Annotated in this window: 29 protein-coding genes; 14 read left to right on the forward strand and 15 right to left on the reverse strand. The window is 53.9% G+C overall.

All coding sequences use genetic code 11. From position 1 onward, the window contains the following. Nucleotides 1–440 precede the first annotated feature (440 nt). Nucleotides 441–1,235 (reverse strand): PhzF family phenazine biosynthesis protein, encoded by a 795-nt coding sequence (locus KXR87_RS20330; protein WP_437434027.1) that lies wholly within the window; start codon nt 1,233–1,235, stop codon nt 441–443. 168 nt (nt 1,236–1,403) lie between these two features. Between KXR87_RS20330 and KXR87_RS20335 the strand changes: the two genes are divergently transcribed. Further along, a complete protein-coding gene (locus KXR87_RS20335; RefSeq protein WP_437434071.1) occupies nt 1,404–2,606 on the forward strand; it encodes a sugar transporter in 1,203 nt (400 codons plus the stop codon). A gap of 35 nt (nt 2,607–2,641) precedes the next feature. On the opposite strand, the gene KXR87_RS20340 is transcribed toward KXR87_RS20335, so the two are convergent. Together KXR87_RS20340 and KXR87_RS20345 are read right to left on the reverse strand one after the other, a co-directional pair. After that, nucleotides 2,642–3,790: an alpha/beta hydrolase gene (locus KXR87_RS20340; protein ID WP_437434028.1), complete on the reverse strand. Its 1,149-nt coding sequence runs from the start codon at nt 3,788–3,790 to the stop codon at nt 2,642–2,644. Next, nucleotides 3,790–4,464, reverse strand: a complete 675-nt coding sequence (locus tag KXR87_RS20345; RefSeq protein ID WP_437434029.1) for a MarC family NAAT transporter — start codon at nt 4,462–4,464, stop codon at nt 3,790–3,792. Before KXR87_RS20345 ends, KXR87_RS20340 begins: the two co-directional genes overlap by 1 nt. 240 nt (nt 4,465–4,704) lie before the next feature. Here KXR87_RS20345 and marR point away from each other — a divergent pair, with 240 nt between their 5' ends. From marR to marB, 3 genes are read left to right on the forward strand one after another with little or no spacing between them, the layout of a single operon-like run. After that, nucleotides 4,705–5,139, forward strand: coding sequence for a multiple antibiotic resistance transcriptional regulator MarR (gene marR, locus KXR87_RS20350; protein ID WP_437434030.1), 435 nt, complete (start codon nt 4,705–4,707; stop codon nt 5,137–5,139). Between the two features lie 17 nt (nt 5,140–5,156). Continuing rightward, a complete protein-coding gene (marA, locus tag KXR87_RS20355) occupies nt 5,157–5,540 on the forward strand; it encodes an MDR efflux pump AcrAB transcriptional activator MarA (protein WP_437434031.1) in 384 nt (127 codons plus the stop codon). A 31-nt stretch (nt 5,541–5,571) separates the two neighbouring features. After that, a complete protein-coding gene (gene marB, locus KXR87_RS20360) occupies nt 5,572–5,787 on the forward strand; it encodes a multiple antibiotic resistance protein MarB (RefSeq protein ID WP_437434032.1) in 216 nt (71 codons plus the stop codon). A gap of 32 nt (nt 5,788–5,819) precedes the next feature. Here marB and eamA read toward each other — a convergent pair whose 3' ends face one another. Beyond that, complete coding sequence (eamA, locus tag KXR87_RS20365; RefSeq protein WP_437434033.1) at nt 5,820–6,719, reverse strand: O-acetylserine/cysteine exporter; 900 nt, start codon at nt 6,717–6,719, stop codon at nt 5,820–5,822. Between the two features lie 199 nt (nt 6,720–6,918). Here eamA and ydeE point away from each other — a divergent pair, with 199 nt between their 5' ends. After that, on the forward strand, nt 6,919–8,121 hold the full coding sequence (gene ydeE, locus KXR87_RS20370) for an efflux MFS transporter YdeE (protein WP_437434034.1): 1,203 nt from the start codon (nt 6,919–6,921) through the stop codon (nt 8,119–8,121). Here the strand turns inward: ydeE and KXR87_RS20375 are convergent. The 3 genes from KXR87_RS20375 to KXR87_RS20385 form a co-directional block, all read right to left on the reverse strand. Continuing rightward, entirely contained in the window at nt 8,118–9,341 is a 1,224-nt protein-coding gene (locus tag KXR87_RS20375) for an MFS transporter (RefSeq protein ID WP_437434035.1), read from the reverse strand. The genes ydeE and KXR87_RS20375 overlap by 4 nt on opposite strands. A gap of 148 nt (nt 9,342–9,489) precedes the next feature. Next, nucleotides 9,490–10,593: a cobalamin-independent methionine synthase II family protein gene (locus KXR87_RS20380; protein ID WP_437434036.1), complete on the reverse strand. Its 1,104-nt coding sequence runs from the start codon at nt 10,591–10,593 to the stop codon at nt 9,490–9,492. Between the two features lie 152 nt (nt 10,594–10,745). Beyond that, nucleotides 10,746–11,141 carry a rhodanese-like domain-containing protein gene (locus tag KXR87_RS20385; protein WP_437434072.1) on the reverse strand — a complete coding sequence of 132 codons (396 nt, stop codon included), beginning with the start codon at nt 11,139–11,141 and terminating at the stop codon, nt 10,746–10,748. Nucleotides 11,142–11,208: 67 nt separating this feature from the next. Between KXR87_RS20385 and ftrA the strand changes: the two genes are divergently transcribed. Next, nucleotides 11,209–12,213, forward strand: a complete 1,005-nt coding sequence (gene ftrA / locus KXR87_RS20390) for a transcriptional regulator FtrA (RefSeq protein ID WP_437434037.1) — start codon at nt 11,209–11,211, stop codon at nt 12,211–12,213. Between the two features lie 102 nt (nt 12,214–12,315). Further along, nucleotides 12,316–12,411 (forward strand): protein MgtS, encoded by a 96-nt coding sequence (gene mgtS, locus KXR87_RS20395; RefSeq protein ID WP_437434038.1) that lies wholly within the window; start codon nt 12,316–12,318, stop codon nt 12,409–12,411. A gap of 320 nt (nt 12,412–12,731) precedes the next feature. Here the strand turns inward: mgtS and KXR87_RS20400 are convergent, their stop codons facing one another. The 4 genes from KXR87_RS20400 to dcp all read right to left on the reverse strand — a co-directional run bounded on the left by KXR87_RS20400 (nt 12,732) and on the right by dcp (nt 16,077). Then, nucleotides 12,732–12,929 (reverse strand): hypothetical protein, encoded by a 198-nt coding sequence (locus tag KXR87_RS20400; protein WP_437434039.1) that lies wholly within the window; start codon nt 12,927–12,929, stop codon nt 12,732–12,734. 247 nt (nt 12,930–13,176) lie between these two features. Further along, nucleotides 13,177–13,347, reverse strand: a complete 171-nt coding sequence (locus tag KXR87_RS20405) for a hypothetical protein (RefSeq protein WP_437434040.1) — start codon at nt 13,345–13,347, stop codon at nt 13,177–13,179. Nucleotides 13,348–13,633: 286 nt separating this feature from the next. After that, nucleotides 13,634–13,876 carry an HTH-like domain-containing protein gene (locus KXR87_RS20410; RefSeq protein ID WP_437434041.1) on the reverse strand — a complete coding sequence of 81 codons (243 nt, stop codon included), beginning with the start codon at nt 13,874–13,876 and terminating at the stop codon, nt 13,634–13,636. Nucleotides 13,877–14,031: 155 nt separating this feature from the next. Beyond that, on the reverse strand, nt 14,032–16,077 hold the full coding sequence (gene dcp, locus KXR87_RS20415; protein ID WP_437434042.1) for a peptidyl-dipeptidase Dcp: 2,046 nt from the start codon (nt 16,075–16,077) through the stop codon (nt 14,032–14,034). Between the two features lie 213 nt (nt 16,078–16,290). Between dcp and ydfG the strand changes: the two genes are divergently transcribed. The 3 genes from ydfG to ydfZ all read left to right on the forward strand — a co-directional run bounded on the left by ydfG (nt 16,291) and on the right by ydfZ (nt 18,193). Continuing rightward, nucleotides 16,291–17,040, forward strand: coding sequence for a bifunctional NADP-dependent 3-hydroxy acid dehydrogenase/3-hydroxypropionate dehydrogenase YdfG (gene ydfG, locus KXR87_RS20420; RefSeq protein ID WP_437434043.1), 750 nt, complete (start codon nt 16,291–16,293; stop codon nt 17,038–17,040). A 90-nt stretch (nt 17,041–17,130) separates the two neighbouring features. Then, the gene (locus KXR87_RS20425) at nt 17,131–17,817 is read left to right on the forward strand and encodes a GntR family transcriptional regulator (protein WP_437434044.1); all 687 of its coding nucleotides are present in this window, start codon (nt 17,131–17,133) and stop codon (nt 17,815–17,817) included. A gap of 172 nt (nt 17,818–17,989) precedes the next feature. Further along, nucleotides 17,990–18,193, forward strand: coding sequence for a putative selenium delivery protein YdfZ (ydfZ, locus tag KXR87_RS20430; protein WP_437434045.1), 204 nt, complete (start codon nt 17,990–17,992; stop codon nt 18,191–18,193). A gap of 35 nt (nt 18,194–18,228) precedes the next feature. Here ydfZ and KXR87_RS20435 read toward each other — a convergent pair whose 3' ends face one another. Together KXR87_RS20435 and KXR87_RS20440 are read right to left on the reverse strand one after the other, a co-directional pair. After that, nucleotides 18,229–19,692, reverse strand: coding sequence for a mannitol dehydrogenase family protein (locus KXR87_RS20435; protein ID WP_437434046.1), 1,464 nt, complete (start codon nt 19,690–19,692; stop codon nt 18,229–18,231). A 323-nt stretch (nt 19,693–20,015) separates the two neighbouring features. After that, complete coding sequence (locus KXR87_RS20440) at nt 20,016–20,345, reverse strand: YnfA family protein (RefSeq protein ID WP_437434047.1); 330 nt, start codon at nt 20,343–20,345, stop codon at nt 20,016–20,018. A gap of 146 nt (nt 20,346–20,491) precedes the next feature. Between KXR87_RS20440 and KXR87_RS20445 the strand changes: the two genes are divergently transcribed. Further along, a complete protein-coding gene (locus tag KXR87_RS20445; protein ID WP_437434048.1) occupies nt 20,492–20,833 on the forward strand; it encodes a DUF1283 family protein in 342 nt (113 codons plus the stop codon). Nucleotides 20,834–20,894: 61 nt separating this feature from the next. After that, the gene (gene speG, locus KXR87_RS20450; RefSeq protein ID WP_437434049.1) at nt 20,895–21,455 is read left to right on the forward strand and encodes a spermidine N1-acetyltransferase; all 561 of its coding nucleotides are present in this window, start codon (nt 20,895–20,897) and stop codon (nt 21,453–21,455) included. Between the two features lie 17 nt (nt 21,456–21,472). Here the strand turns inward: speG and KXR87_RS20455 are convergent, their stop codons facing one another. Both KXR87_RS20455 and KXR87_RS20460 read right to left on the reverse strand, forming a co-directional pair. Then, entirely contained in the window at nt 21,473–22,171 is a 699-nt protein-coding gene (locus tag KXR87_RS20455) for a YnfC family lipoprotein (RefSeq protein WP_437434073.1), read from the reverse strand. 88 nt (nt 22,172–22,259) lie between these two features. Then, nucleotides 22,260–22,889 carry a LysE family translocator gene (locus tag KXR87_RS20460; RefSeq protein WP_437434074.1) on the reverse strand — a complete coding sequence of 210 codons (630 nt, stop codon included), beginning with the start codon at nt 22,887–22,889 and terminating at the stop codon, nt 22,260–22,262. 120 nt (nt 22,890–23,009) lie between these two features. Between KXR87_RS20460 and KXR87_RS20465 the strand changes: the two genes are divergently transcribed. Both KXR87_RS20465 and KXR87_RS20470 read left to right on the forward strand, forming a co-directional pair. Then, nucleotides 23,010–23,900 carry a LysR substrate-binding domain-containing protein gene (locus KXR87_RS20465; RefSeq protein WP_437434050.1) on the forward strand — a complete coding sequence of 297 codons (891 nt, stop codon included), beginning with the start codon at nt 23,010–23,012 and terminating at the stop codon, nt 23,898–23,900. Nucleotides 23,901–24,013: 113 nt separating this feature from the next. After that, a complete protein-coding gene (locus KXR87_RS20470) occupies nt 24,014–24,316 on the forward strand; it encodes a DUF1161 domain-containing protein (RefSeq protein WP_437434051.1) in 303 nt (100 codons plus the stop codon). Nucleotides 24,317–24,410 lie beyond the last annotated feature (94 nt).

A 24,410-nucleotide genomic window follows, 5' to 3' on the forward strand; every position in this document is an offset into this window, starting at 1 on the left:
CGCGGGGATTGCAAAGGGGGCCGCGGTGGCCCCCTTTGCACGTTCACGGGTGACTGTTTCGGCATGTTCAGCAGGTCTGGAAGTGAACGTAACACACCTCAGAGCCGCCTGTTCCCCTCACCCCGACCCTCTCCCCAATGGGGCGAGGGGGAAAACCGTGCTCCCTGGCATGTTCAGCAGGTCTGGAGGTGAACGTAACACACCTCAGAGCCGCCCGTTGCCCCTCACCCCGACCCTCTCCCAAAGAGCGAGGGAGAAAAGCGTGCTCCCTGGCAGGTTCAGCAGGACTGGAGGTGAACGTAACACACCGCAGCGCCACCCTTTTCCCCTCACCCCGCCCCTCTCCCAAAAAGCGAGGGGGAAAACCGTGCCCCTTTACATGATCAAAGGGCGAGGGCGAAAAGCAAACCGCCATCCGGCGAACCATTAAACTGCTCACATCAATCGCGCAGATACACCTTGCCAATCAAATAGGTAGTAGCCTGACCGCCAATAAGCACCCTCTCCCCCCGCCACTCACAACGTAAATCCCCCCCACGCGCAGAGACCTGACGCGCCTGCATCAATGTCTTGCCCAGTCGGTTGCCCCAGTAAGGGATCAACATGCTGTGTGTGGAGCCGGTGACAGGGTCTTCCGGCACGGACTCGCCAGGGCAGAAGAAACGGCTGACGAAATCATCGGTATCGCCGGGGGCGGTGACACAAACCATTTTCCCCAGCGGGAGCATCCCGGTGATATCCGGCGTAATAGCCTCGACCTGCTGCTGATTCTCCAGCACAACAAGGTAATCACGTGCCACACGGACTTCGCTGGCGCTGTCGATACCCAGCGTCCTGAAAAGCTGTTCTGGCGGCGCGTCAACCACTTCGGTTTGCCACGCCGGGAAATCGAGTGTCAGCCAGTCGCCTTTACGGGTTACGGTCAGCGGCCCGACAAAGCGTGTCTCGAACTGGATTTGGGTATCAGGAAAGTCGAGATATTCAAAAATGACATGCGCGGCGGCCAGTGTCGCATGGCCGCACAGATTAATTTCATACTGCGTGGTGAACCACCGCAGTTCGTAACCGGAGTCATTACGCACAAAGAACGCGGTCTCTGACTGGTTATGCTGCTGCGCCATCTTCAGCAACAGTTCGTCCGGTAGCCACTCTGTCAGCGGGCAGACGGCGGCCGCGTTACCACCGAAGGTGCGGTCACTAAAGGCATCTACCATATAAAAGTCGATTGTGTGCATAGCGTTTCCTTTTGTTTTGCTTTTGTTTTCTCTTCCTTTCTAACACACTTCACCGGTATTTTTTAACCCCGAATAAAAGTGAGAGATTCATCACAAAAAGTTTGTGTTTTGCGCAGAAAAAGATCTAAGATCACCGCCTTACCTTCTCCTGCTACGAATGCCAACATGATGACAACACATACGGTTTCACGAAGAGTAGCGTGGCTACGCGTGGTGACGCTGGCCGTCGCTGCGTTCATTTTTAATACCACTGAGTTTGTGCCTGTAGGTCTGCTCTCGGATATTGCACAAAGCTTTAATATGGAAACGCCGCAGGTCGGCATCATGCTTACCATCTACGCCTGGGTCGTGGCCATGATGTCACTGCCCTTTATGCTGCTGACCAGCAAAGTAGAGCGCCGTAAACTGCTCATTGCCCTCTTCGTGCTCTTTATTGGGAGTCATGTGCTCTCTTTCCTCGCATGGAATTTCCAGGTTCTGGTGGTCAGCCGCATTGGGATTGCTTTCGCTCATGCCATTTTCTGGTCGATTACCGCGTCGCTGGCGATTCGTCTGGCACCGGCAGGTAAACGTGCGCAGGCGCTGAGTCTGATTGCGACCGGTACGGCACTGGCCATGGTTCTTGGCATTCCGATTGGTCGCATCGTCGGGCAATATTTTGGCTGGCGTACTACTTTCTTTGCCATCGGTTTTGGCGCGCTGGTGACGCTGCTCTGTCTCATCAAGCTGCTGCCGAAACTGCCCAGCGAACATTCCGGTTCGCTGCGCAGTCTGCCCGAACTGTTCCGTCGCCCGGCGCTTTTAAGCATCTATCTGCTGACGGTGGTTGTTGTGACCGCGCATTACACCGCGTATAGCTATATTGAGCCTTTCGTGCGTGATGTCGCGGGGTTCAGTGGTAATTTCGCGACGGTGCTGCTGCTGGTGTTAGGCGGGGCGGGAATTGCCGGTAGCATAATGTTTGGCAGGCTTGGCAACAAACACGCGTCTGCGCTTATCAGTGGCGCAATTGGCCTGCTGGTGCTCTCCCTGCTCTTCCTGCGTACCGCGGCTGGCAGCGAACAACATCTAGTGATCCTGAGTCTGTTCTGGGGCGTGGCCATTATGATTATTGGCCTTGGCATGCAGGTGAAAGTGCTGACGCTGGCCCCGGACGCGACCGACGTGGCGATGGCGCTGTTCTCCGGTATCTTTAATATCGGTATTGGCGCTGGTGCGCTGGTGGGTAATCAGATCAGTCTGCAGTGGTCGATGTCAGCGATTGGGTATGCCGGTGCTATCCCGGCTCTGGCCGCACTGGTCTGGTCGGTTATCATTTTCCGACGCTGGCCGGTTTCACTGGACGACAGTCAGCAGCCCCATCATATGTAAGAGGTTACAGGCCGAAGTCATAAGCTTCGGCCTTTTTATTCCCCCCGGTGGCCTGACACTACCGCTTTCATGACCTGTGTCTGCCAGTCGAACCAGGGATTCCACGTCAGTCGCGCGTGCACTTTATCTTTTTCCACCCGCCCCCAGTCGGAGTACCAGACCGCTTCCCCCTTCAGACAACGCTGCGTCGCTTCATCCGACTGACCGTTAGCGCACAACCGAACCTTGCCTTTGCGCCCGTAAAGCGGGTTACGCGGCGAAAAAAGCACGGACATGTGCGAGAACTGACTGATGCGCTCATCGGGCAGAAAATCAGGTTTAATCCGCACGCGGGAGACGTTCGCCGCTTCTTTTGGCGGTGAACCGTACCAGATAGCACGGCTGGCAGGATGGGTAAAAGTATTGTCGAAATGGTCAAGGATCCAGGCCGTATCCAGCACCGAGTCATGTTCGGTCAAAACCATCAGCACGGGTTTATCATATGGCCGTTGCGCTATCAGTTGGCGGGCCCGGGCGCTGGTACGGTAAAACTGCGCGAACCCGTTGGTCGGCACTCGCAGATAGCGGGTGGCAATTTGCTGCGGTACGAGCGTAGCAGGAGGCCGAAGCCAGTCGCGAAATATCGCCACTACCGGTGCCAGAAAGTCATATCTGGTGCTGGATTTAATCGCCGGGGAAAAGAGTAACAATCCCTGCACCTGCGGGTGCTGCATGGCATACTCCAGCGCCAGGTTACCGCCGGTTGAAAAGCCGCCAAGCCAGGCCTCATCCACCTCGCTCCCCAGAATGGCAGCCTGTTCACTCACCACCTGCCGCCACTGCTCAACGCTGACGTGAAGCATATCGGCGGGGCGCGTACCGTGGCCTGGTAACAAGACCGTGCGTACCAGAAAGCCCTGCCTGACCAGTTCCGGGGCGATATCAGAAAAGGATCCTGGGGCATCCCCCAGCCCGTGAATCAGCAGAATACCGCGAGACGCCTTGCCAGCAGGCTTCCACTCCTGCGGCGTATTCCATTGCAGTTCCGCAGGTTTATCCAGCGTCTGAAAAAAACGGTGGCTGGCCACCCAGTCGCGGGTTTGTTGCTGATAGCGGGCAAAGCTGTCCTGACCGAGCGGCGGCTCGCGGTTTTGCTGCTGGCACCCTGCCACTAACGCCATCAGGATGAGAATGATACCTCTCATTAATGCGTCGCCGGGAACTGCGTGATTATCTCCAGCACGCCATTAATGATGAACTGCACCCCCATGCAAACCAGTAAAAAGCCCATCAGACGAGAAATCGCTTCAATCCCACCCTTACCCACCAGCCGCATAATCGCCCCCGAACAGCGCAAACTCCCCCACAGGATCAGCGCAACGGCAGCAAAAATCAGCGGCGGTGCGACCCACACCACCCACTCGGGGAAGGTGGAGCCGTCGCGAACCGTGGCAGCGGAGCTGATGATCATCGCAATGGTTCCCGGCCCGGCGGTACTGGGCATTGCCAGGGGGACAAAAGCAATACTGGCACCAGGTTCATCTTCAAGCTCTTCCGATTTGGTTTTTACCTCCGGTACGTCATGGGTTTTTGGCGCCGGAAACAGCATCCGAAAACCGATGAACGCGACAATCAGCCCCCCTGCTATACGCAGACCCGGTATGGAGATGCCGAAGGTATTCATCACAACCTGACCGGCATACCAGGCCACCATCATGATGGCGAAAACATAAACAGAAGCCATTTTCGACTGCTGATTGCGCTGGGCGCTGTTCATGTTCCCGGCCAGACCCAGAAAGAGCGCAACCGTCGTTAATGGGTTTGCCAGTGGCAGTAACACCACCAGCCCCAGCCCTATTGCTTTTAGTAAATCCATCATATCCTTGATCACTCCTGCCGATTTCGTCGTACCGGGAAGTATATCTGCAACGGGATGGCGCGGGCATATCGCTTTACGATTCGTTACTTTTTGCAAGCAATTTCATGCACCTATCCTCTCCTTATCCTCCCTCTGATTCGGCTTTAGCATTTCGTGGCATCCGATTATTCATTCAGTTGACTTATACTTGCCTGAGCAATAATATCTGCCGTGATTAATCTACTTGCCGGGGCAACCATTGTGAAAAGCACAAGTGATCTGTTTAACGAAATCATCCCACTTGGTCGCTTGATCCATATGGTTAACCAGAAAAAAGACCGCCTGCTGAATGACTACCTGTCTCCGTTTGATATTACGGCAACGCAATTTAAGGTGCTTTGCTCTATCCGCTGTCAGGTCTGCATCACGCCGGTCGAATTAAAAAAAGTGCTGTCGGTCGATCTGGGCGCATTAACGCGCATGCTGGACAGGCTCGTGTGTAAAGGCTGGATCGAACGTCACCCGAACCCGCATGACAAGCGCGGCGTTCTGGTGCAACTCACCACCGAGGGCAAGGCGCTGATTGAGCAATGTCACCAATTAGTAGGGCAAGACCTGCATCAGGAATTAACAAAAAACTTAACGGCAGACGAAGTGGCAACGCTTGAATATTTACTCAAGAAAGTCCTGCCGTAAAACAAAGAGGTATGACGATGTCCAGACGCAATACTGACGCCATCACTATTCATAGCATTTTAGGCTGGATTGAAGAGAACCTGGAATCTCCTATGTCGCTTGAGCGTGTCTCTGAGCGTTCAGGTTATTCGAAATGGCACCTGCAACGGATGTTTAAAAAAGAAACCGGCCATTCGCTCGGTCAATACATCCGCAGCCGTAAGCTGACTGAAATCGCGCAAAAATTGAAAGAAAGTAATGAACCGATCCTCTATCTTGCGGAGCGCTATGGGTTTGAATCGCAGCAGACCCTGACCCGTACGTTTAAAAACTACTTTGACGTGCCGCCGCATAAGTATCGTGTGACTAACATTCCCGGAGAGAACCGGTATTTGTTCCCCATTAATAACTGTAGTTACTAATTCGCCTGTTTTAAGACGTATCGAGGAAATCATGAAACGTATTACCTGTGCCGCCATCACCCTTATGGTGCTGTTTTCTGGCCAGAGTTATGCGGAGCAATTCGCGCACCCCACGCAGGGTAAAAATCCCGGTGTGATGGTGATGCCCACTGCCCACGACCAGTCGCCATTCGACTTTAATCACATGGGTGCAGGCAGTGACAAATCCGACGAGTTAGGTGTGCCCTATTACAATTCGCGCACCTGATAATAGTTGCCCCGCCAGTGCGGGGCTTTTTTTCAGGGTTTGACGGCAACCTGACGACGTAAGCGAAAACCAAACACATTGATGTACAACCCCGCCATAACCAGCAGCGCACCGGCCAGTTGCAACAGCGTCATCGATTCATTCAGCAGCAGCGCCGCGCTCGCCAGCCCTACGACAGGCACCAGCAACGATAACGGCGCCACGCGCCAGGTTTCATAGCGCCCCATCAGCGCTCCCCAGATGCCGTACCCCACAAGGGTGGCTCCCAGCGACAGGTAGAGCAGCGACAGAATCGTCGTAAGATCAATGGCTATAAGGCTCTGTAGTATCAGCGCCGGTCCATCAAACAGCAGTGAGCCCACCATAAAGGGCACAATCGGGATTAACGCACTCCATACCACCAGAGACATCACTGCCGGGCGGGATGAGTGCTGCATGATCTTTTTATTGAAGATATTGCCGCAGGCCCAGCAAAAGGCTCCCGACAGCGTCAGGATAAAGCCCAGCAGCGGAACGTGCTGACCGTTAAGGCTGGATTCAATCAGTACCAACACGCCAATAACCGCAAGCGTAATGCCGGCGACCTGCTTAGCCTGTAACCGTTCGTGGAATACCCCGACACCAAGAATGATGGTAAAAAAGGCCTGTGCCTGTAAAACCAGCGATGCCAGGCCTGCCGGCATACCAAACTTAATAGCGGTAAAGAGAAAAGCGAACTGCCCGAAACTGATGGTCAGGCCGTAGCCCAGCAGTAAACTTAAGGGGACTTTAGGACGCGAAACAAACAGCAGCGCCGGAAACGCCACCAGCACGAAGCGTAGCCCTGCCAGCAACAGTGGCGGCATATTGTGCAACCCGACTTTAATGACCACAAAATTCAGGCCCCATACCACCACCACCAGCAGTGCCAGCAATCCATCTTTACGCGTCATTCGCCGCCTCTAAATTTGTTCAATTTTTGTAAAGAATTTACGTTAACGCAAAAAACAGTCCAGAGACAGATCATTAATATTGGCAGGTCAGATTGGGCACTTCTCAACAAAACAATCGTTGTGCATCACACTTTATGCATGTTATTGCTGTAAGACATCACAAAAAAATATAACAACGGGCCAGTCTCGGGCAGGAAAAATGATCTCATCACAACAGCGGTCCATCGCCACATTACTGGCGTCGTCTCTTCTTTTAACCATTGGTCGTGGTGCCACACTGCCTTTTATGACCATCTATCTTAATCGCCAGTACGATATGAGCGTAGAGCAGGTTGGCTATGCGCTGACGGTGGCGCTTACCATCGGCGTGGTGTTCAGTCTGGGATTTGGCATCCTGGCCGACAAGTTCGATAAAAAACGCTATATGCTGCTGGCGGTTTCCGCTTTTTTAATGGGGTTCGGCGCGATACCGGTGGTGGATCATGCGGGACTGGTGGTGCTCTTTTTTGCCATCATTAACTGCGCCTATTCCGTCTTTTCAACCGTTCTGAAGGCCTATTTTTCCGATACCCTGGGGGCGACGGCGAAAACGAAAATTTTCTCCCTCAACTACAGCGTCATTAACATTGGCTGGACCGTAGGTCCGCCGCTGGGCACATTACTGGTGATGTATAACCTGAACCTTCCTTTTCTGCTGGCCGCCACCTGCTCGGCGGTACCGGTGGTTATCATACAACTCTTTGTACAGCGTATTAGCCACGCTGTCAGTGAGGAGAACCGCGTTGCCTGGTCGCCCTCGGTGTTATTGAAGGACAGAGCGCTGCGCTGGTTTACCTTTTCCGGCTTTCTGGCCTCCTTTGTTGCAGGCTCTTTTGCCTCCTGTATTTCGCAGTACCTGATGTCGGTGGCGGATAATGCTTTCGCGGAGAAGGTCGTTGCCGTGGTCTTACCGGTAAATGCCGCCGTGGTGGTCACCTTACAATATGCGGTGGGCCGTCGGTTAACGGCCTCTAACCTGCGTCCACTGATGAGCGCCGGTACGGTCTGCTTTATTCTGGGGTTGGTAGGTTTTATGCTGTCAGGCGGCAATCTGTGGTACTGGGGATTATCGGCGGCGGTCTTCACCTTCGGGGAGATAATCTATGCGCCGGGCGAATACATGCTGATTGATAACATCGCGCCACCGGGCATGAAGGCGAGCTATTTTTCCGCGCAGGCGCTGGGGTGGTTAGGGGCGGCAATGAACCCGATGATGACCGGTATCATTCTCTCATCGATGCCCGGCTGGTCACTGTTTTCGATCCTCATTCTGGTGGTGTTCTTTGCCTGGCTCGCCATGATTCGCGGCATCCAGGCAAAGCCACTGGGACAGTTGACGATGAGCAAAAGCGAGCCGGTTTAACCCTGATCCCGCAGCTGAGGCTGGTTATCCATCAGGCGGATCGAGGGGGTCAGAGAGGTCAGCAGGGTCGCCAGCACGACAGCAAGTGCGCAGGCCAGAAGCACCACTGGACTACCAAACTGCAGTGCTAACGGCCCGGCGGCAATCTCACCTACCGGGATCGCCACAAACGACCCCATCGCATCCCAGGCATAGACCCGTGCCAGCGTGTGCGCGGGAATATGGGTTTGCAGCGACTGAGCCCAGACCACGCCAAACTGACCAAAGCCGAGACCGGCCATGAAGAACGCCGCCATCAGCAGGGGTGTGGAGGGGAACAACCCCAGAATCACCATCGGGACCGCACAGAGCGCCACCAGAATAACACCGACAAAAAGGTCACGCCGGGGGCGCCAGCGTAGTGCGGCCAGCGAACCAACGATAAGCCCAACGCTTTGAGCGGCGACGATAAAGCCCCATCCCGTCCGCCCGAACGAGCTATCCGCCACAATCGGCCCGAGCACCATCACCACGCCGCTGAATGCCGCATTGATGATAGTGAACTGCACGACTATCGCCCAGACCCAACTGCGGGCAATAAACTCCCTCCACCCCTCGCGCAGATCCTGCAGGATGTTGGACGTCGGGGCCGCGCTTTGTGTCGCCGTCACCCGTATACGATGATAAAGCGGGGCGGCAGCGGCGAAGCCTAAGGCATCAATTGCCAGTCCCCACCCCGGCCCGATGGCGCTGGTCAGTAAGCCCCCCATTGATGCGCCGATAACCGTTCCACCATAAACACCCAGTTGAATCAGCGCATTGGCTTCCCGCAGGTTTCGCACCGGCACCGTTTGCGGCACCAGGGCGGAAGAGGCAGGCAACGCGATCCCGGCGGCGGCTCCGTTCAGCGCACCCAGCACCGCCAGCAAAGGAATGGTGGCGAGGCCATCCAGCACCACCCATGCCACCACGCCCTGTGACAGCGCAGCGGCCAGTGAGGAGGAGACCATCACGCGGCTTCGTGAATACCTGTCCGCCAGCACGCCGCCAAGCAGTAAAAATGCGACGTTAAACAGTGAGCGCGCGGCGACCACCATGCCCAGGTCTGCGGCAGACCCACCGATATCCAGCACGGCAAATGCGAGTGCAATGGGGGCGATGCCGTTGCCGAGAACGGTCAGCAGACGAGCCGAAAACAGGTTGCGAAAAGAGGCTGAGTGAAGTGCACGCCGGGAACTCACTGCGCCCTCCCGGTCGTCGGTTGAGACATTTTCAATCAATAGGTCCTTATTCTGCTGAGGTGTCCGCCGTGACCAGGGAACGCAAAACGGACACGCGGGGTTTCCCCCGCCTGTCCGTTCATCATGGAATTCGCGCAGTGTGCCTGGTTTACCAGACCTGCTCTGCAATTTGGGTCACGAGGCGTACTTTATCCCATTGCTGCGCAGGTGTCAGGGAATTGCCCTCTTCTGTGGAGGCGAAGCCACACTGCGGGCTCAGGGAAATCTGGCTGAGATCGACATACTGCGCGGCCTCCTGCAGACGGGCTTTGATACCTTCCGGATTTTCAAGCTCCCCATGTTTGGTGGTGATCAACCCCAGCACAACCCGCTGTTTACCCGGACGCACAAAACGCAAGGGGGCAAAATCGCCGGAGCGATCGTTGTCATACTCGAGGAAAAACGCATCGACGTTAACCGTGCCAAACAGCACTTCTGCCACCGGCTCATAGCCGCCTTCGGCGATCCAGGTCGAACGGAAGTTACCCCGACAGACGTGCAGGCCGATGGTGAGATCTTCAGGTTTACCCTCCAGCGCCTTATTCAGGACGCGGGCATAAATGCGTGCCAGCTCATCGGCATCCTCGCCGCGTTCAGCAATCTGGCGGCGCTGTTCGTCTGAACAGAGATAAGCCCAGACGGTATCGTCGAGCTGCAGGTAACGGCACCCGGCATCGTAAAAGGCGTGGATAGCATCGCGCCAGGTCGTGGCCAGATCGTCAAAATAGCGATCCAGATCCGGGTAAACGGTCTCGTCAATCCCTTTGCGGCCACCGCGAAAATGGAGCACCGCCGGACTGGGAATGGTCATCTTCGGCTGCGCATTCCCGCTGATGCTTTTCAGATAACGGAAGTCTTCAAGCATCGGATGGTCGCCAAATCCCAGTTTGCCCGTCACGCGAACGCTATGAGCTTTGGTCTGGACGCCATTGAACTGTATCCCCTGCTCTGATTCATAACGTTCGACCCCCTGTAAGCCCTCGAAGAAATCGAAATGCCACCACGCGCGGCGAAATTCACCGTCGGTGACCACGTGCAAGCCGCATTCACACTGCGCCTGTACCACCTCCCTGATGGCTTCGTCTTCTACAGCACGCAGTTGCGCGGCGCTGATAGCGCCCTGCGCACACTGCTGGCGTGCCAGTTTGATGCTGTCCGGGCGTAAAAAACTGCCGACGATCTCTGCGCGATAGGGGGACGGGTGGCGTTGCATGCTCTTCTCCTTAGGCGCCGGGCGGAGTAGTTTCCCGGCGTGATTGTTCACTATTTGAATTTATAGCCATCTGGATGGCTAAATGTCCAAATACAATGGCATGTCCCTGTCCGTTGAACAAACGAGAAATTTTCACGCCACATGAATTTTTTTCACGATTGGGCAAAGGCAAAGCCTTCATCTTCCCATCCGGTCATCCCCCCGAGCATGATTTTCACCGCCAGCCCCATGCGGGCGAGCTTAAGCGCAGCGCGATCGGCCCCATTGCAGTGCGGGCCAGCGCAATAGACGACAAAAAGCGTCTCCCTCGGCCACTGCGCCATGCGTTCCGGCGTCATATACCGATGCGGCAGATGCAGAGCGTGGGGCAGATGGCGACGGGCAAAGGTCTCCGGGCTGCCCACCACATGCAATAACACAAAATCCTGCTCTTCATTACTCAGCGCCTCATGGACATCGGCACAATCCGTCTCGACGCTCAGTCGGCGCAAAAAGTGGGCGACGGCTTCTTCGGGGGACGCGGCTGGAAAATCAGTTACTGTACTCATCATGGTTTCTCCGTGTTAGTGTTAACACTACTGTAACGAATACCCCACTTTCTGACTGCGTGGCGTCATGACAGAAAACCGCAAAATAATGACAATTTCAGGATCCCTTCGCGCTCCCCATCATGTGGTTGTGCTTGCCTATGACGGTCTGTGTACCTTCGAGTTTGGCGTGGCAGTGGAAATTTTCGGCTTACCCAGACCGGAACTGGGGGAGAACTGGTATCGCTTTTCGGTGGCAGCGGTAGATGAAGGGCCCCTTCAGGCCACGGGCGGGATCCGCATCATGACGGAGGGCGGACTTGAACTACTGGATCAGGCCAACACCATTGTGGTGCCTGGTTGGCGCGGGGCGCAGGTGCCCGTACCAGAGGCCCTGTGTGAGGCGCTCCGGCAGGCGCACCAGCGCGGCTGTCGCCTTATCTCCATCTGTTCAGGTGTGTTTGTCCTTGCCGCCACCGGGCTACTCAACGGACGGAAAGCCACCACCCACTGGCGTTATACCGGCCAGTTGCGACAGCATTATCCGCTGATTGAGGTGCTGGAAGATGCGCTCTATTACGATGAGGGACGCGTGATGACCTCCGCGGGTAGCGCGGCTGGTATCGATTTATGTCTGCATGTGGTGCGCGAAGATTTTGGGCGTGAGATTGCCAATAATGTGGCGAGACGGTTAGTGGTACAGCCCCATCGTGACGGAACACAGACCCAGCAGTTGGTAGAGCCGGTAGCCCGCACACGGGAGAGCCAGTCTCTTGGGCAGTTATTTGATTATCTCCATCAGAATCTGGCCGGCGACCATACCGTTGCGTCTCTGGCCGCACGCGCCGGTATGAGCCCACGGACTTTTTTACGCCGCTTTCAGGAGTCCACTGGCACCACACCGGCGCGGTGGATATTACAGGAGCGTTTGAAACGCGCAAAAACGTTATTAACCCAGTCAACAATGCGCATCGATGCAATTGCGGGCCATGCCGGGTTTAATAATACGGCCTCGATGCGGCACCATTTTCAGCAATGCTTTGCCCTGACGCCAGGGCAATATCGACAAAAATTTACGCTCCCCGATAAGTAATTCACCTAATTCAGCGTTTGTTTAGATTCACCTGAGTAATATCTCTTCCATCGCAATAACCACCTGGAAAATGAGGCGAGTAGTCAATAACGGGAGAGAAATATGTCAGGAAATATGCACGTATTTTTAGCAGTACTGGGAATTATCTTATTTTCTGGTTTTCTGGCGGCTTATTTTAGCCATAAATGGGACGACTGATGAACGGCGATATTCCCCTGCCGGGAAGGCCCCTTACGTAATTGCATAAGGGGCCTTTTTCTTTGGTACTACTTTTTTCAGCCGAAAAAAAACCGCCAGTAGACTGGCGGTCAAATGCTTGCATGGATAGATTTATGTTTTGGTCTTATCGCCATCCCACTCTGGTGAGGAGATTCGCGGATCGGGACCACTCTACCCATCGCATGTTCAATGAATCCTCAACAACGAAAGGTTAACTGCTGCTGCACAGGGGCAGCACACTGAGATGTGACTGGCATCACTTCATGACGCGCCCGCTTCAGTGTGGCAGGCCCACACTGCTATCTCCCTTTCATTACCAGCAGCGCGGCTTCCATAAAAATTTCATCTTCAATACCGTCGCCCCGGTTTCTACCCTGACGCTCAATTTCTTTAATGATGTTGTCCCGGTTGATGATTTGGCCGGAAGAGACCAGCCCGATTACCGCCGCGCCAATGGCTAATCCAATGAGTCCCGTGCGCTCGTCATTGAATTTCATACGCACTCTTCTCCTCGTCTGTCACCCGACAAAAATTTAGCACAGCGTCCTGCAACGTCCAGCCTGCAGGATAAAAACCCGCATTTTTTAAAAGGAAAAGTGTAACCCTTTACGACGTGACCGTCCTGGAGCCATCATCACTGCAGCCTCACGACGCCGGAAATCTGAGTGCCTGACGGTGCGTCATATAATTCGCCTTGTCTTTATCAGCATCTCATATAAATAAACACGCGCTTATGACCCGTTATTACGCCATGCGCTGTCGGTTTAAACCATAATGCGCACGGACGACGCGCCGCAGTTCGTATCTGTCGACTGTAACGGCAGCACGCTCCTCCGGAATTGCCAGCCGGTATTCGCGACCGGGAATAAGCGTTGTCAGACGATACCATTTATTTTTATAAAGGATCCTTCTCATCACTTTATCCACCCTCTTCTCTTTTCATTTATTTTTTCGTCAGGAAGAGTGTAGTAGCGGTAAATTTTTGGAGAAGGACAAACATGCATAAAAGCCTTAATTAACGACCTCAGGCATTAAAACCCACCAATATTAAGGAGGACCTGAAAATATATTCCCCGCCATCTCTGTTAATAAAAAGTGGCAAAATGTTTAAAACGTTGTCGCTTTAAAGCGTTTTATTATGTCGCACTCTTGCAGGCCGAAACGACGTGAGTTCCGGGCAGAATCCATAATGCGCGCCCGACTACAGTCGATGGGTGTCCAGTCCTGCAGCCTTAAGCCTGTCAACAATTTTGAACATTTTCGCGACAACAGTACGGAATGACTGGTTAACGCCAATGCCATCGCAGATTTTTTCCCGGGGAAGGTGCTTAAGCTGATCGGCATATTTAATAAGCTGCAAATGCATTTCAGCCAGTTTGGTGCGCGGTGGGGCTTCGCTGAGCGCTTTTTTGATTGCGTCGTAAATCTGTTGCTCGCTGTTCATCAAAAATACCTTTATCTGGGGCGCGAGAGAGTTTGTAGCATATCGCCGTTTAAAATTTGTGATGAAAGTATCCACATTGTAAAAATATATCCTATTTTCAGATCCTGCCAGCAAAAAACCGGGCCTTAGCCCGGTCTGGTGCTGCAGAAAATCGATTATGCGCTCAAGCCGCGATTGACCAGCATCGGCTCTGGCAGGGGATCGTGCCCGCGCCACTGGCGATAAAGTTCAGCCAGATCGGCACTGTTACCACGGGACAAAATAGCATCCCGGAATCGCTGTCCATTTTCCCGGTTAAGCCCGCCCTGCTCCACAAACCACTGGTAGCCATCATCGGCCAGCATCTGCGTCCACAGGTAGGCGTAATAGCCCGCCGCGTAACCACCGCCGAAAATATGGGCAAAGTAACTGCTGCGGTAGCGCGGAGGAACCGCGTCAAGGTCGAGGGATTCACGGCGAATGGCTTCTGACTCAAACGCATCAACGTCCGCGACGCCTGCATCCGGGCGCAGGCTGTGCCAGTTCATATCCAGCAGCGCGGCGCTGAGCAGTTCGGTCATGTCATAACCTTTATTGAACTGCGTACTGCGAAGCATCTTCTCGCGTAGGGCCTCCGGCATCGGCTCACCACTTTGATAATGCCGCGCGTAGCGGGTGAATACCGCCGGATGGCTGGCCCAGTGCTCATTGATTTGCGACGGAAACTCGACAAAATCCCGCGGAGTATTGGTGCCAGAAAGCGTGGCATAACGCTGACGGGCGAACAGTCCGTGTAGCGTATGGCCGAACTCATGAAACAGTGTGACCACGTCATCCCAGGAGAGCAGTGCGGGCTGGCCTGCAGCGGGTTTCTGGTAGTTACAGACGTTGTAAATTACCGGCAGCGTTTGTGCCAATTGAGACTGCTCAACGAAGTTACCCATCCAGGCTCCGCCGCTTTTGGAATCACGGGCAAAGAAATCGCCATAGAAGAGTCCCATCCCTTCGCCGCTGTGGTCGAAAATTTCCCATACCCGCACATCCGGGTGATAGACCGGGATGTCGAAACGCTCTTCAAAGCGAATGCCGAACAAGCAGGTTGCGGTATAAAAGACCCCGTCAATCAGCGTGTTTTCCAGCGCAAAATAGGGGGCGATTTGCGCGTCGTCTACCTCATATTTTGCCAGACGCACCTGCTCGGCGTACCATCCCCAGTCCCAGGCTTCGGCGGTAAAACCGCCCTGCTGATCGTCAATAACGTTCTGAATATCAGCCAGTTCGCGCTCCGCTCTCGAGCGTGCAGCCGGAGCGATCCCGCGCATAAAATCAAATGCCGCCTGCGGCGTCCCGGCCATCTGATCGGCAATCTTCCAGCTGGCATAATCCGGGAAGCCAAGCAAGTGCGCCTGTTTTGCGCGCAGATCTGCAAGCCGCAATACAATATCCCGGGTATCACAGGCATCGCCTTTCGAGGCACGCTGCGTGCTGGCGCGGAATAAATTTTCACGCGTCTGGCGATCGCGCAGCGCGGCAAGAAGGGGCTGCTGGGTGGTGTTAAGCAGCGTCAGAAGCCACCTGTCATTGAGCCCTTTGTCCTTCGCCGCCAATGCCGCGGCGGTAATGGCCTCTTCGCTTAGCCCCTGGAGTTGATGGCGATATTCCACCACCACGCCTCCGGCTTTGTCGGCAGCCAGCAGCCGCTGGTTAAACTGACTGGTTAAAGCTGCGGCTTCGGTGTTGAGCGCTTTAAGGGCCTGTTTTTCATCGGTACTAAGCGTGGCGCCTGCCAGCGTAAATTTCTGCCAGACGATATCAACCAGGCGCAGGGATTCTGCGTCCAGTCTGGCAGAGTCGCGTGCCTGCCATACGGCATCTATTCGCCGGAAAAGCCTGTCGTTCAGATAGATATCGTTTGCAAGCTCTGCAAGCTCGGTGGAGAACGCCTCATCGAGCTGCTGTAAAAAATCATTGGTGTGGGCAGAGGTCATGGCGAAGAAAACCTGAGTGACACGCGTCAGGATTTCACCGCTACGTTCAAGCGCCACAATGGTGTTCTCAAAATTCGCAGGCGCCGGGTTACTCACGATAGCATCAATGTCGGCACGTTTTTGTGCTACCCCCTGGTCAAAAGCCGGGCGGTAATGCTCCTGACGAATCAGATCAAACGGCGGAGCCTGATACGGCAGCGTGCTGATGCCTGAAAAGGGCGTTGTTACTGACATATTTCACTCCTGAAGAGGTTTAATTCATTCAGCCTGGCCAGCCGAAAACTGTATCGCAACGATTTCACCAGGTTGTCGGAAAAGTGGGCCAGTTCTGTCGGCAGGCCATCTCACATCATAAGGAAAATCTTCAACTGCAACATATCAGGGCTAACCCTGTGTTGTCGCGCATGCTATGGTAATACTACACAAAAAGCGTTGAGGAACAGTGAGATGATTATGTTAGTTACCGGAGCCACAGCGGGTTTTGGCGAGAGCATAGCGCGTCGTTTCCTGAAAAACGGGCACCGAGTCATTGCTACGGGTCGCCGCCAGGAGCGTCTGCAGGAGCTGAAAGACGAACTGGGCGACAACCTTTATACCGCGCAGGTGGATGTGCGTAACCGCGCGGCCATTGAGGAGATGATGGCGAACCTTCCTGCTGAATGGCAGAACATTGACGTGCTGGTTAACAATGCAGGCCTGGCGCTCGGTCTGGAACCGGCGCACAAAGCCAGCATTGAAGACTGGGAAACGATGATCGATACCAATAATAAAGGCCTGGTGTACATGACCCGCGCGGTACTGCCGGGCATGGTTGAGCGCAACCGTGGTCACATCATTAATATTGGTTCTACGGCAGGCAGTTGGCCATATGCGGGCGGTAACGTCTATGGTGCTACAAAAGCGTTTGTGCGCCAGTTCAGCCTCAATCTGCGTACCGACCTGAACGGAACGGCGGTTCGCGTAACCAATCTTGAGCCTGGCCTTGTGGGTGGCACCGAGTTTTCTAACGTGCGTTTCAAAGGCGATGATGATAAAGCCGGAAAAACCTATGAGAACACTAACGCCCTCTCCCCGGAAGATATCACTGACGCTGTGTGGTGGGTGGCGACGCTGCCGAAACATGTCAACATCAATACGCTTGAGATGATGCCGGTGAGCCAGACCTATGCCGGTCTGAGCGTACATCGCGACGCCTGATTATCTCGTCCCGGCCTGCGGGCCGGGTATGGGAACGGCGATAAATAAGTGGTATGGTACACAGGTTAACCTTATAAAAAGTAAGCACGAATGACCGTTGAAACCCAACTCAATCCGACACAACCCGTAAACCAGCAAATCTACCGCATTCTGCGTCAGGATATTGTTCATTGCCTGATCCCACCGGGAACGCCATTATCGGAAAAAGAGGTGTCGGTGCGTTTTGACGTGTCACGTCAGCCGGTCCGCGAAGCCTTTATCAAACTCGCTGAAAACGGCCTGATTCAGATTCGCCCCCAGCGTGGCAGCTACGTCAATAAAATTTCACTGACTCAGGTCAGAAACGGATGCTTTGTTCGTCAGGCAATTGAGTGTGCTGTCGCCCGACGCGCCGCCGGCATGATAACCGACAGCCACTGCTACCAACTTGAGCAGAATCTCAACCAACAGCGTATTGCTATTGAGCGCAAACAGCTTGATGACTTCTTCCTGCTCGATGATGAGTTTCATCAGAAACTGGCGCTCATCGCCGATTGCCAGCTTGCCTGGGACACCATCGAAAATATTAAAGCCACCATTGACCGTGTGCGTTACATGAGCCTTGATCATGTTTCCCCGCCCGAAATGCTGCTGCGTCAGCATAATGATATTTTCGTGGCGCTGGAAAACCGCGATGCCGATGCCGTAGAAAGCGCAATGACCCACCATTTACAGGAAATCAGCGCCTCGGTGAAACTGATCAGTCAGGAAAATCGCGACTGGTTCAGCGAAGAGTAATTCGCCCCCCTGCGCTCTCCTTCTTCAACGTCATGCGGTTTGCATTCGTAAAAAAGTGTGACGTTGATCAAAAGCAAAAAATTCTTCTCTCAAAAGCGTATTTTTAGAGCGTCCGTTCCGGGGACGACGTCTGCCCCGGTATGTCTGGCGGATGTTAACAGGAGAAACTACCATGATGACTTATGATCGTAACCGTAATGCTATAACCACCGGCAGCCGCGTGATGATTAATGGCACGGGCCGCACCGGGAAAATTATTGCTATCCATGCAGAGGGTCTGGATGCGAGCCAGGTACGCCGCAGCAAAACGGTAGAAGTCGAAGGATGTGAAGGCCAGTTCGAACCCGTAGAGCTGATTCGCCTCGGCCTGCACTAAAAGTGAAAATGCCGCCGGATGGCGGCATTTATGCCTCAGTAGCTGGCAATATACTCCGCAACCGTGGCTTTCGCCCCTTTAGCCAGTAGCCCCTGATAGGCCGTCAGTATCGCGTCGACAAAGGTTGCCTCCCGCGGTAACTCATTACCAAAAATCGCCTCAATGCCTAATAACGCCTTCACTCGCGCTTCACCGTCAGCACTGCCCTTAACCGCTTGCTGAATAACCGCGAGCAGCGGGTCGCTTACGTCAATGGCTTGCCCCTGCTCATCCACACCGCCTACGTAGCGCATCCAGCCTGCAATACCCAGCGCCAGCAGACGGAACTCATGCTGATGGACCAGATGCCAGCGCACGGAGTCAAGCATACGCTGCGGCAATTTCTGGCTACCGTCCATAGCAATCTGCCAGGTGCGGTGACGCAGCGCGGTGTTACTGTAACGGGCGATCAGCAGGTCGGCATAGTGTGCCAGATCCACGCCCTTCACTTTCAACGTGGGCGCCTGCTCCGCCAGCATCAGCGTATGCGCTGCACGGCGATAGTTATCATCTTCCATGCACTCGTTGATATGTTGATAGCCAGCAAGATAGCCCAGATAGGCGAGGAAAGAGTGGCTGCCGTTAAGCATCCGCAGTTTCATCTCTTCGAATGGCACCACGTCCGCGACCAGCTCCGCACCGGCTTTTTCCCACGCCGGGCGACCAGCAACAAAGTTGTCCTCAATCACCCACTGGCGGAATGGCTCGCAGGCAACCCCTGCCGGGTCACGCACGCCGGTTAGCTGTTCAATTTTATCGAGCGTATCGGCCGTCACGGCAGGCACGATACGATCCACCATGGTTGACGGGAAGGTCACGTTCGCCTCGATCCAGTCAGCCAGCTCACCATTCACGGCACGGGCAAACGCGCAGATGACGTTGCGGGTGACATGGCCGTTTTCCGGCATATTGTCGCATGACATGACGGTGAAAGGTGCAAGCCCGGCGGCTTTGCGCCGTGCCAGCGCTTCGACGATGACCCCTGGCGCGGATTCAGGCTGATGAGGGTTTTGCAAATCAGCCGCGATAAAAGGCGTTTCAGGCACCAGCTTACCGGTTGCCGGTGAGTGACCGTAGCCTTTTTCAGTGATGGTCAGAGAAACAATAGCAACCTGAGGTTCGCACATCGCCGCCAGCACGCTTTCCAGACCATCAACCTTCGCATGAAGCGCACGCGTTGCCACGCCAACGACACGTGCCGTCCATGCGTCAGCGGACATCTCCGCTACGGTATAGAGGTTATCCTGCATTTTCAGGTCAGCGATTTGCTGCTCACCCCCTATCAGGTTGACTTCGCAATAGCCCCAGTCGCTGCCATGTTCTGAGGCCAGAATATCGGCATAAACGGACTGATGCGCGCGGTGAAACGCGCCGAAGCCCAGATGCACGATGCGGGGAACGAGTTTGCTACGATCGTATGAGGGTAACGTGGCATTTGCTGTTAACAGTCTGTTTTCCATGGAGTCACTCTGTTCGTGTTTTATGAGTTTTGTTACGTCTGAGGCAGTTATCGTGTCTACCATCCCACCAAATTGGTATGACATCTTTGATTCAGGTCAACTACCATACAAGAAGAGCGGTGTCAGTTTCCCACAGGGCATGTCAAAAGGAAGAATCACTCCGCAGGCGTGATGGTGACGCGTATATCAACAATAACCTGTTGTTTACGCGTCATATCAGTGGTTGCATGACGGCTCCTGTTGCGGTGACTTTACGCATCAGGATAACTACCATACAAGTATAACATCTAAAAAGAGCGCCTCAGCTCACATATTTTGTCGACTCAGTCAGCGCGTCCCCAGCCCGCGACAATAATTAACATGCCGCACAACGCGACAGCGGCACCCAGCCAGTCATACAGACTGAGTTTTACTCCGTCCACCACCCGCAACCAGAGCAGCGCGGTGCAGACATAGACGCCGCCGTAGGCCGCATACACCCGCCCGCTGGCGGCAGGATGAAGGGTTAACAGCCAGACAAAAAGCACCAGCGCGACGGCGGCAGGTAGTAGCAGGAGCGGTGTGGCTCCGCGTTTAAGCCACAGCCAGGGAAGGAAACAGCCCAGGATTTCGCACAATGCGGTCAGGAAAAAAAGCAGCGTCGTTTTTAGCATTTCCAGTATTTTTCAATAAGCCTTGACTGAACTATCTTAACGGAAAAGCCACTAATAATGGGACTTCCCGGCGGCTACCCTCGATCGGGCGAATCAAGTACACTTGATGTAGGGATGTTGCGTCACTCTTAATGAAGGAAACCATCATGAACATCACACTGAGCAAACGCCTTTGCCTGACGGCGATGCTGACGCTGGGTGCAATTTTGTACACGGCCAGTGCCACCGCGAAGACGGACAAACTGATCATTGAATCCGGCGACAGCGCGCAGTCCCGCCAGCAAGCGGCAATGGAAAAAGAGCAATGGGATGATACCCGTTCGTTGCGCCATAAGGTGAACAAACGCGTTGAAAAAGAGTGGGACAAAACCGATGTCGCCTTCGATGCGCAGGATAACTGCCATAAAAGCGCCAACGTTAACGCCTACTGGGAACCCAATACCCTGCGCTGCCTTGATCGTCGCACCGGTCGCCAGATAACCCCGTAATTTCTGCATTTCAGGGCGCTTTGCGGCGCCCTTCCTCCCGTTTCAGCAAAAGGATTTCCTCATGACCGACACCAGACAGGTCAAACTTCGTCCGCTTGAGCGCGAAGATCTCCGCTTTGTCCACCAGCTTGATAATAATGCGAGCGTCATGCGTTACTGGTTTGAAGAGCCTTACGAAGCCTTTGTGGAGCTTTCTGACCTCTATGACAAACATATTCATGACCAGAGTGAACGCCGCTTTGTTATTGAGTGTGATGATGAAAAAGCCGGCCTGGTTGAACTGGTTGAAATAAACCATGTCCATCGCCGTGCGGAATTTCAGATTATCATTTCGCCGGACTTTCAGGGTAAAGGGCTGGCGTCCAGAGCAGCGAAACTTGCGATGGACTACGGCTTTATGGTGCTTAACCTCTACAAGCTCTATCTGATTGTCGACAAGGAAAATGAAAAGGCTGTCCATATCTACCGCAAACTGGGTTTTATGGTGGAGGGAGAGTTAATTCATGAGTTCTTTATTAATGGTGAATACCGTAACACCATTCGGATGTGTATTTTCCAGCATCAGTATCTGGCCGACCACAAGCCGACGGGCACCACCTTACTCAAGCCCACCGCCCAGTAAGGCGGTGGGATGTCAGGTTAATAGTATTTGATAGTATTTTTAATGCTGTACTTGTGTTCTACGGCAGGGGTAACGCTTTCATCAATAATAACCAGCTGGCAGGCGACCGGGTTATCGTGGCTGTCATAGTCACAGGTTTGCTTCACATTGCTTAGCGGTTTGTCGTTGAGCACGCTGACTGCCGTGTAATCCAGTTTTTTACGCGCATCCCGTGAAGGTGTGGATGCCACGGAGAGGTGTGCCTCTTTCGAGAGCGTGGATTTGCCAAGCGGGTAGCCCTCGCTGTCATAACGATAGGTCACCTCAACGTCCTTGCCTCGTGCGACCGAAATGAAACCGCGATCGTCCGTGTCCCAGGTCAGCCCGGCGCTGGGATACTCAGCCAGCTGGCATTTTCCCTGCAAACGCAGACGCTTTTCCTGCGTTTCAGCATCAATGTAATAGTTGGCGTTCAGCACCAGTTCAACGCCCGTGTTGTTTTCCACATCATGCAGTTCGAGGGTATCGAAACATCCCTCTTTAGAGAGCGTGCCGCTGACGCGTTTGGACACTTCTCCCTTTTCATTAAGCAGCGTCTGACTGAAGTCTTTCACTGGCCCGCGCAGCGGATCGAAATCGAATTCGTTCGAAAAACTCGCCATCTCCGGCGTATAGGATACAGGTCCCTTCTTGTCATCACACCCCGCCGTCAGAGCGATAAGCGCGATGAGTATCATTTTGTTCTTCAATAGGTTCACCAGAATTTGCGATACGTTGCGCTTATATTAGCAAAACCTCTAACGTCTCTGGCAATGACAATTTCCTTCACATGAAAAGAATGTCGCGTAGCCCGCCCAGATTCCAGACTACCCCTCCTGCGGCAATCAGCAGTAAAACCAGGGCGGAGCCTGCGGAATAGCGTCTGCCCTGCCCGCTGGTGAGAAAGCGTTTTACGGCGAGGATATAACCGGTTAACACCACGAAATCAAACAGGATCCAGACCAGCGAGAGGGTAATAATGCTGGTGGTAAAATCGCGACTGATCCCCATAAACTGGGGAAAAAACGACACAAAAAACAGAATGTCTTTTGGGTTCGCGACACCGGTGACAAACCCCCTTAGAAATCCGCCCGATACGGCATCGGCAGAAGGCGCTTCCCCACCGCCGGTGTCTGGATGCCTGAGCGTGCGGATGGCGCTCCAGCCGATAAACAGCGAGCCTGCCATCCCTAACACACTAAGAAAACCAGCATGTAGCGTGACAACACCGCTTAACATCAGCATGGCGGCGGCAATCAGCACCAGCGAGGCGAGGTTTGTTCCAAGCGATGTCAGAAAAGCCCGTCCATACCCTGACACGGCTGCCGTGCCCGTCACCAGCAATACCACCGGGCCAGGAGTGAGTAAAAGGGTCAGTATCGACAAAACATAGGCGCCGAGGAGCGCAACATTCAGGGTGTGCATAAGGGGTTCCAGTGAAGTTCTCGTACGGTAAGTATGAAAAAACCCCGGCGGCCAGAAAAACGAGTTAAACTGATTTCAATTGTGATTAAAACTCAATATTGGATTTTTATAATGATAAAAAACCTTCCTCACCTTTACGCACTGCGGGCCTTTTCCGTTGCCGCGCAATACGGCTCGTTCAGCCAGGCTGCAGAATTACTCAATGTAACAGCGGGGGCGGTTAGCCGTCATGTTCGTACGCTTGAAGCCTGGTTTGACTGTCAGTTGTTTACGCGAAACGGCCCGAAAGTCAGTCTTACCGACGCCGGTAATATGCTGGCAAGTGATTTACAGCAGGGCTTTTCGCTACTCGAAGCGGCTTGCCATCACATGCGAAGCCACCATCAGCAGCTTCGCTTAAAAGCGCCCTCAACCCTGACCATGCGCTGGCTTCTTGACGTAATGGCGCGGTTTAATGAGCAATACACCACCCCTGAAATTAATATCTCCAGCGTATGGATGGACGTCGACAACGTTGACTTCACCAAAGAGGCCTTTGATTGCGCCATTCTGTTAGGCAGTGGTCAGTTTGGGCCAGGCACCCGCAGTCTGCATTTGTTTGATGAATGGCTGGTGCCTATCTGCGCGCCCGCCTTGCTGGAAAAGGCCCGGGAAAACCTTGCCGGTTGCGAATTGATTCACCCTTCACGCGATCGACGCGACTGGCGACGCTGGCTGGCCGGAACGGGGTTATTCCCCGGCCTGAACCTGACCGGCGGCAAGGTATTTGACACGCTTGAGCAGGGCATGATGGCGGCAATGGGGGGCCACGGTGTGGCGATTGGCGATCTGTTGTTAAGCCAGACCGTGCGGGAGCAGCACTTGCTGGTCATTCCTTTTCCCGAAAAGATCAAAACGGGTGATGGCTATTATCTGGTCTGGCCGGCGGATTCGAAGCGGCAAAATAATATCGACAAACTCGCCCGGTTTTTATGTCAGAACGCCCCTCGTTATATAGAATGATCTATAGCGAATTAAAGCAGCAACGCCTGCGATCGCTATTCGTCTGAGTTTTACCTTAACCTTACTTAACACCTGCTACGCTTGTGGCTGGCAGACAAAATAAGGAGTTTGATATGAAACATTCTCTCTGGTTAGGTGCCGTTATGTTCACGCTGTCCGCTTCGGCCTTCGCAGCGCCGGACTCCTGCGAGCGGGTAAAAAATGATATACAACAAAAGATTATCAACAATGGCGTTCCTGAATCCGGGTTCACGCTGACCGTAGAACCTAACGATCAGAGCAGCGCTTCCGATGCGCAGGTAGTCGGGCACTGTGCGAATGATGGCTGGAAGATCCTCTATACGCGTAGCGGAAATAATCAAACCCAAAGCGGCGAAATATCACAATCTGACACCGCCCAACCAGCGTCACAATAATTGAATTAATTTCAAAAAATAATGGGGAATCTGCTTCTTATTGATCCCCATTAATATTTGACTACTCCCGAATAAGTAGCATAAAGCCATAATT

The sequence above is a fragment of the Yokenella regensburgei genome, from assembly GCF_051486985.1.
GTDB lineage: Bacteria > Pseudomonadota > Gammaproteobacteria > Enterobacterales > Enterobacteriaceae > CBFFRJ01.

What these genes read in the sequence shown, in the direction of transcription:
- KXR87_RS20380 (WP_437434036.1), bottom strand. Translation starts at nt 10,593, where the DNA reads ATGCAACGCCACCCGTCCCCCTATCGCGCAGAGATCGTCGGCAGTTTT.
- ftrA (WP_437434037.1), top strand. Translation starts at nt 11,209, where the DNA reads ATGACAGAAAACCGCAAAATAATGACAATTTCAGGATCCCTTCGCGCT.
- ydeE (WP_437434034.1), top strand. Translation starts at nt 6,919, where the DNA reads ATGATCTCATCACAACAGCGGTCCATCGCCACATTACTGGCGTCGTCT.
- KXR87_RS20455 (WP_437434073.1), bottom strand. Translation starts at nt 22,171, where the DNA reads ATGATACTCATCGCGCTTATCGCTCTGACGGCGGGGTGTGATGACAAG.
- speG (WP_437434049.1), top strand. Translation starts at nt 20,895, where the DNA reads ATGACCGACACCAGACAGGTCAAACTTCGTCCGCTTGAGCGCGAAGAT.
- ydfG (WP_437434043.1), top strand. Translation starts at nt 16,291, where the DNA reads ATGATTATGTTAGTTACCGGAGCCACAGCGGGTTTTGGCGAGAGCATA.
- KXR87_RS20470 (WP_437434051.1), top strand. Translation starts at nt 24,014, where the DNA reads ATGAAACATTCTCTCTGGTTAGGTGCCGTTATGTTCACGCTGTCCGCT.
- ydfZ (WP_437434045.1), top strand. Translation starts at nt 17,990, where the DNA reads ATGATGACTTATGATCGTAACCGTAATGCTATAACCACCGGCAGCCGC.
- KXR87_RS20425 (WP_437434044.1), top strand. Translation starts at nt 17,131, where the DNA reads ATGACCGTTGAAACCCAACTCAATCCGACACAACCCGTAAACCAGCAA.
- KXR87_RS20465 (WP_437434050.1), top strand. Translation starts at nt 23,010, where the DNA reads ATGATAAAAAACCTTCCTCACCTTTACGCACTGCGGGCCTTTTCCGTT.
- KXR87_RS20440 (WP_437434047.1), bottom strand. Translation starts at nt 20,345, where the DNA reads ATGCTAAAAACGACGCTGCTTTTTTTCCTGACCGCATTGTGCGAAATC.
- KXR87_RS20385 (WP_437434072.1), bottom strand. Translation starts at nt 11,141, where the DNA reads ATGAGTACAGTAACTGATTTTCCAGCCGCGTCCCCCGAAGAAGCCGTC.
- marB (WP_437434032.1), top strand. Translation starts at nt 5,572, where the DNA reads ATGAAACGTATTACCTGTGCCGCCATCACCCTTATGGTGCTGTTTTCT.
- KXR87_RS20410 (WP_437434041.1), bottom strand. Translation starts at nt 13,876, where the DNA reads ATGAACAGCGAGCAACAGATTTACGACGCAATCAAAAAAGCGCTCAGC.
- KXR87_RS20330 (WP_437434027.1), bottom strand. Translation starts at nt 1,235, where the DNA reads ATGCACACAATCGACTTTTATATGGTAGATGCCTTTAGTGACCGCACC.
- KXR87_RS20400 (WP_437434039.1), bottom strand. Translation starts at nt 12,929, where the DNA reads ATGAAATTCAATGACGAGCGCACGGGACTCATTGGATTAGCCATTGGC.
- mgtS (WP_437434038.1), top strand. Translation starts at nt 12,316, where the DNA reads ATGTCAGGAAATATGCACGTATTTTTAGCAGTACTGGGAATTATCTTA.
- dcp (WP_437434042.1), bottom strand. Translation starts at nt 16,077, where the DNA reads ATGTCAGTAACAACGCCCTTTTCAGGCATCAGCACGCTGCCGTATCAG.
- KXR87_RS20435 (WP_437434046.1), bottom strand. Translation starts at nt 19,692, where the DNA reads ATGGAAAACAGACTGTTAACAGCAAATGCCACGTTACCCTCATACGAT.
- KXR87_RS20345 (WP_437434029.1), bottom strand. Translation starts at nt 4,464, where the DNA reads ATGATGGATTTACTAAAAGCAATAGGGCTGGGGCTGGTGGTGTTACTG.
- marA (WP_437434031.1), top strand. Translation starts at nt 5,157, where the DNA reads ATGTCCAGACGCAATACTGACGCCATCACTATTCATAGCATTTTAGGC.
- KXR87_RS20445 (WP_437434048.1), top strand. Translation starts at nt 20,492, where the DNA reads ATGAACATCACACTGAGCAAACGCCTTTGCCTGACGGCGATGCTGACG.
- eamA (WP_437434033.1), bottom strand. Translation starts at nt 6,719, where the DNA reads ATGACGCGTAAAGATGGATTGCTGGCACTGCTGGTGGTGGTGGTATGG.
- KXR87_RS20405 (WP_437434040.1), bottom strand. Translation starts at nt 13,347, where the DNA reads ATGAGAAGGATCCTTTATAAAAATAAATGGTATCGTCTGACAACGCTT.
- KXR87_RS20335 (WP_437434071.1), top strand. Translation starts at nt 1,404, where the DNA reads ATGACAACACATACGGTTTCACGAAGAGTAGCGTGGCTACGCGTGGTG.
- KXR87_RS20340 (WP_437434028.1), bottom strand. Translation starts at nt 3,790, where the DNA reads ATGAGAGGTATCATTCTCATCCTGATGGCGTTAGTGGCAGGGTGCCAG.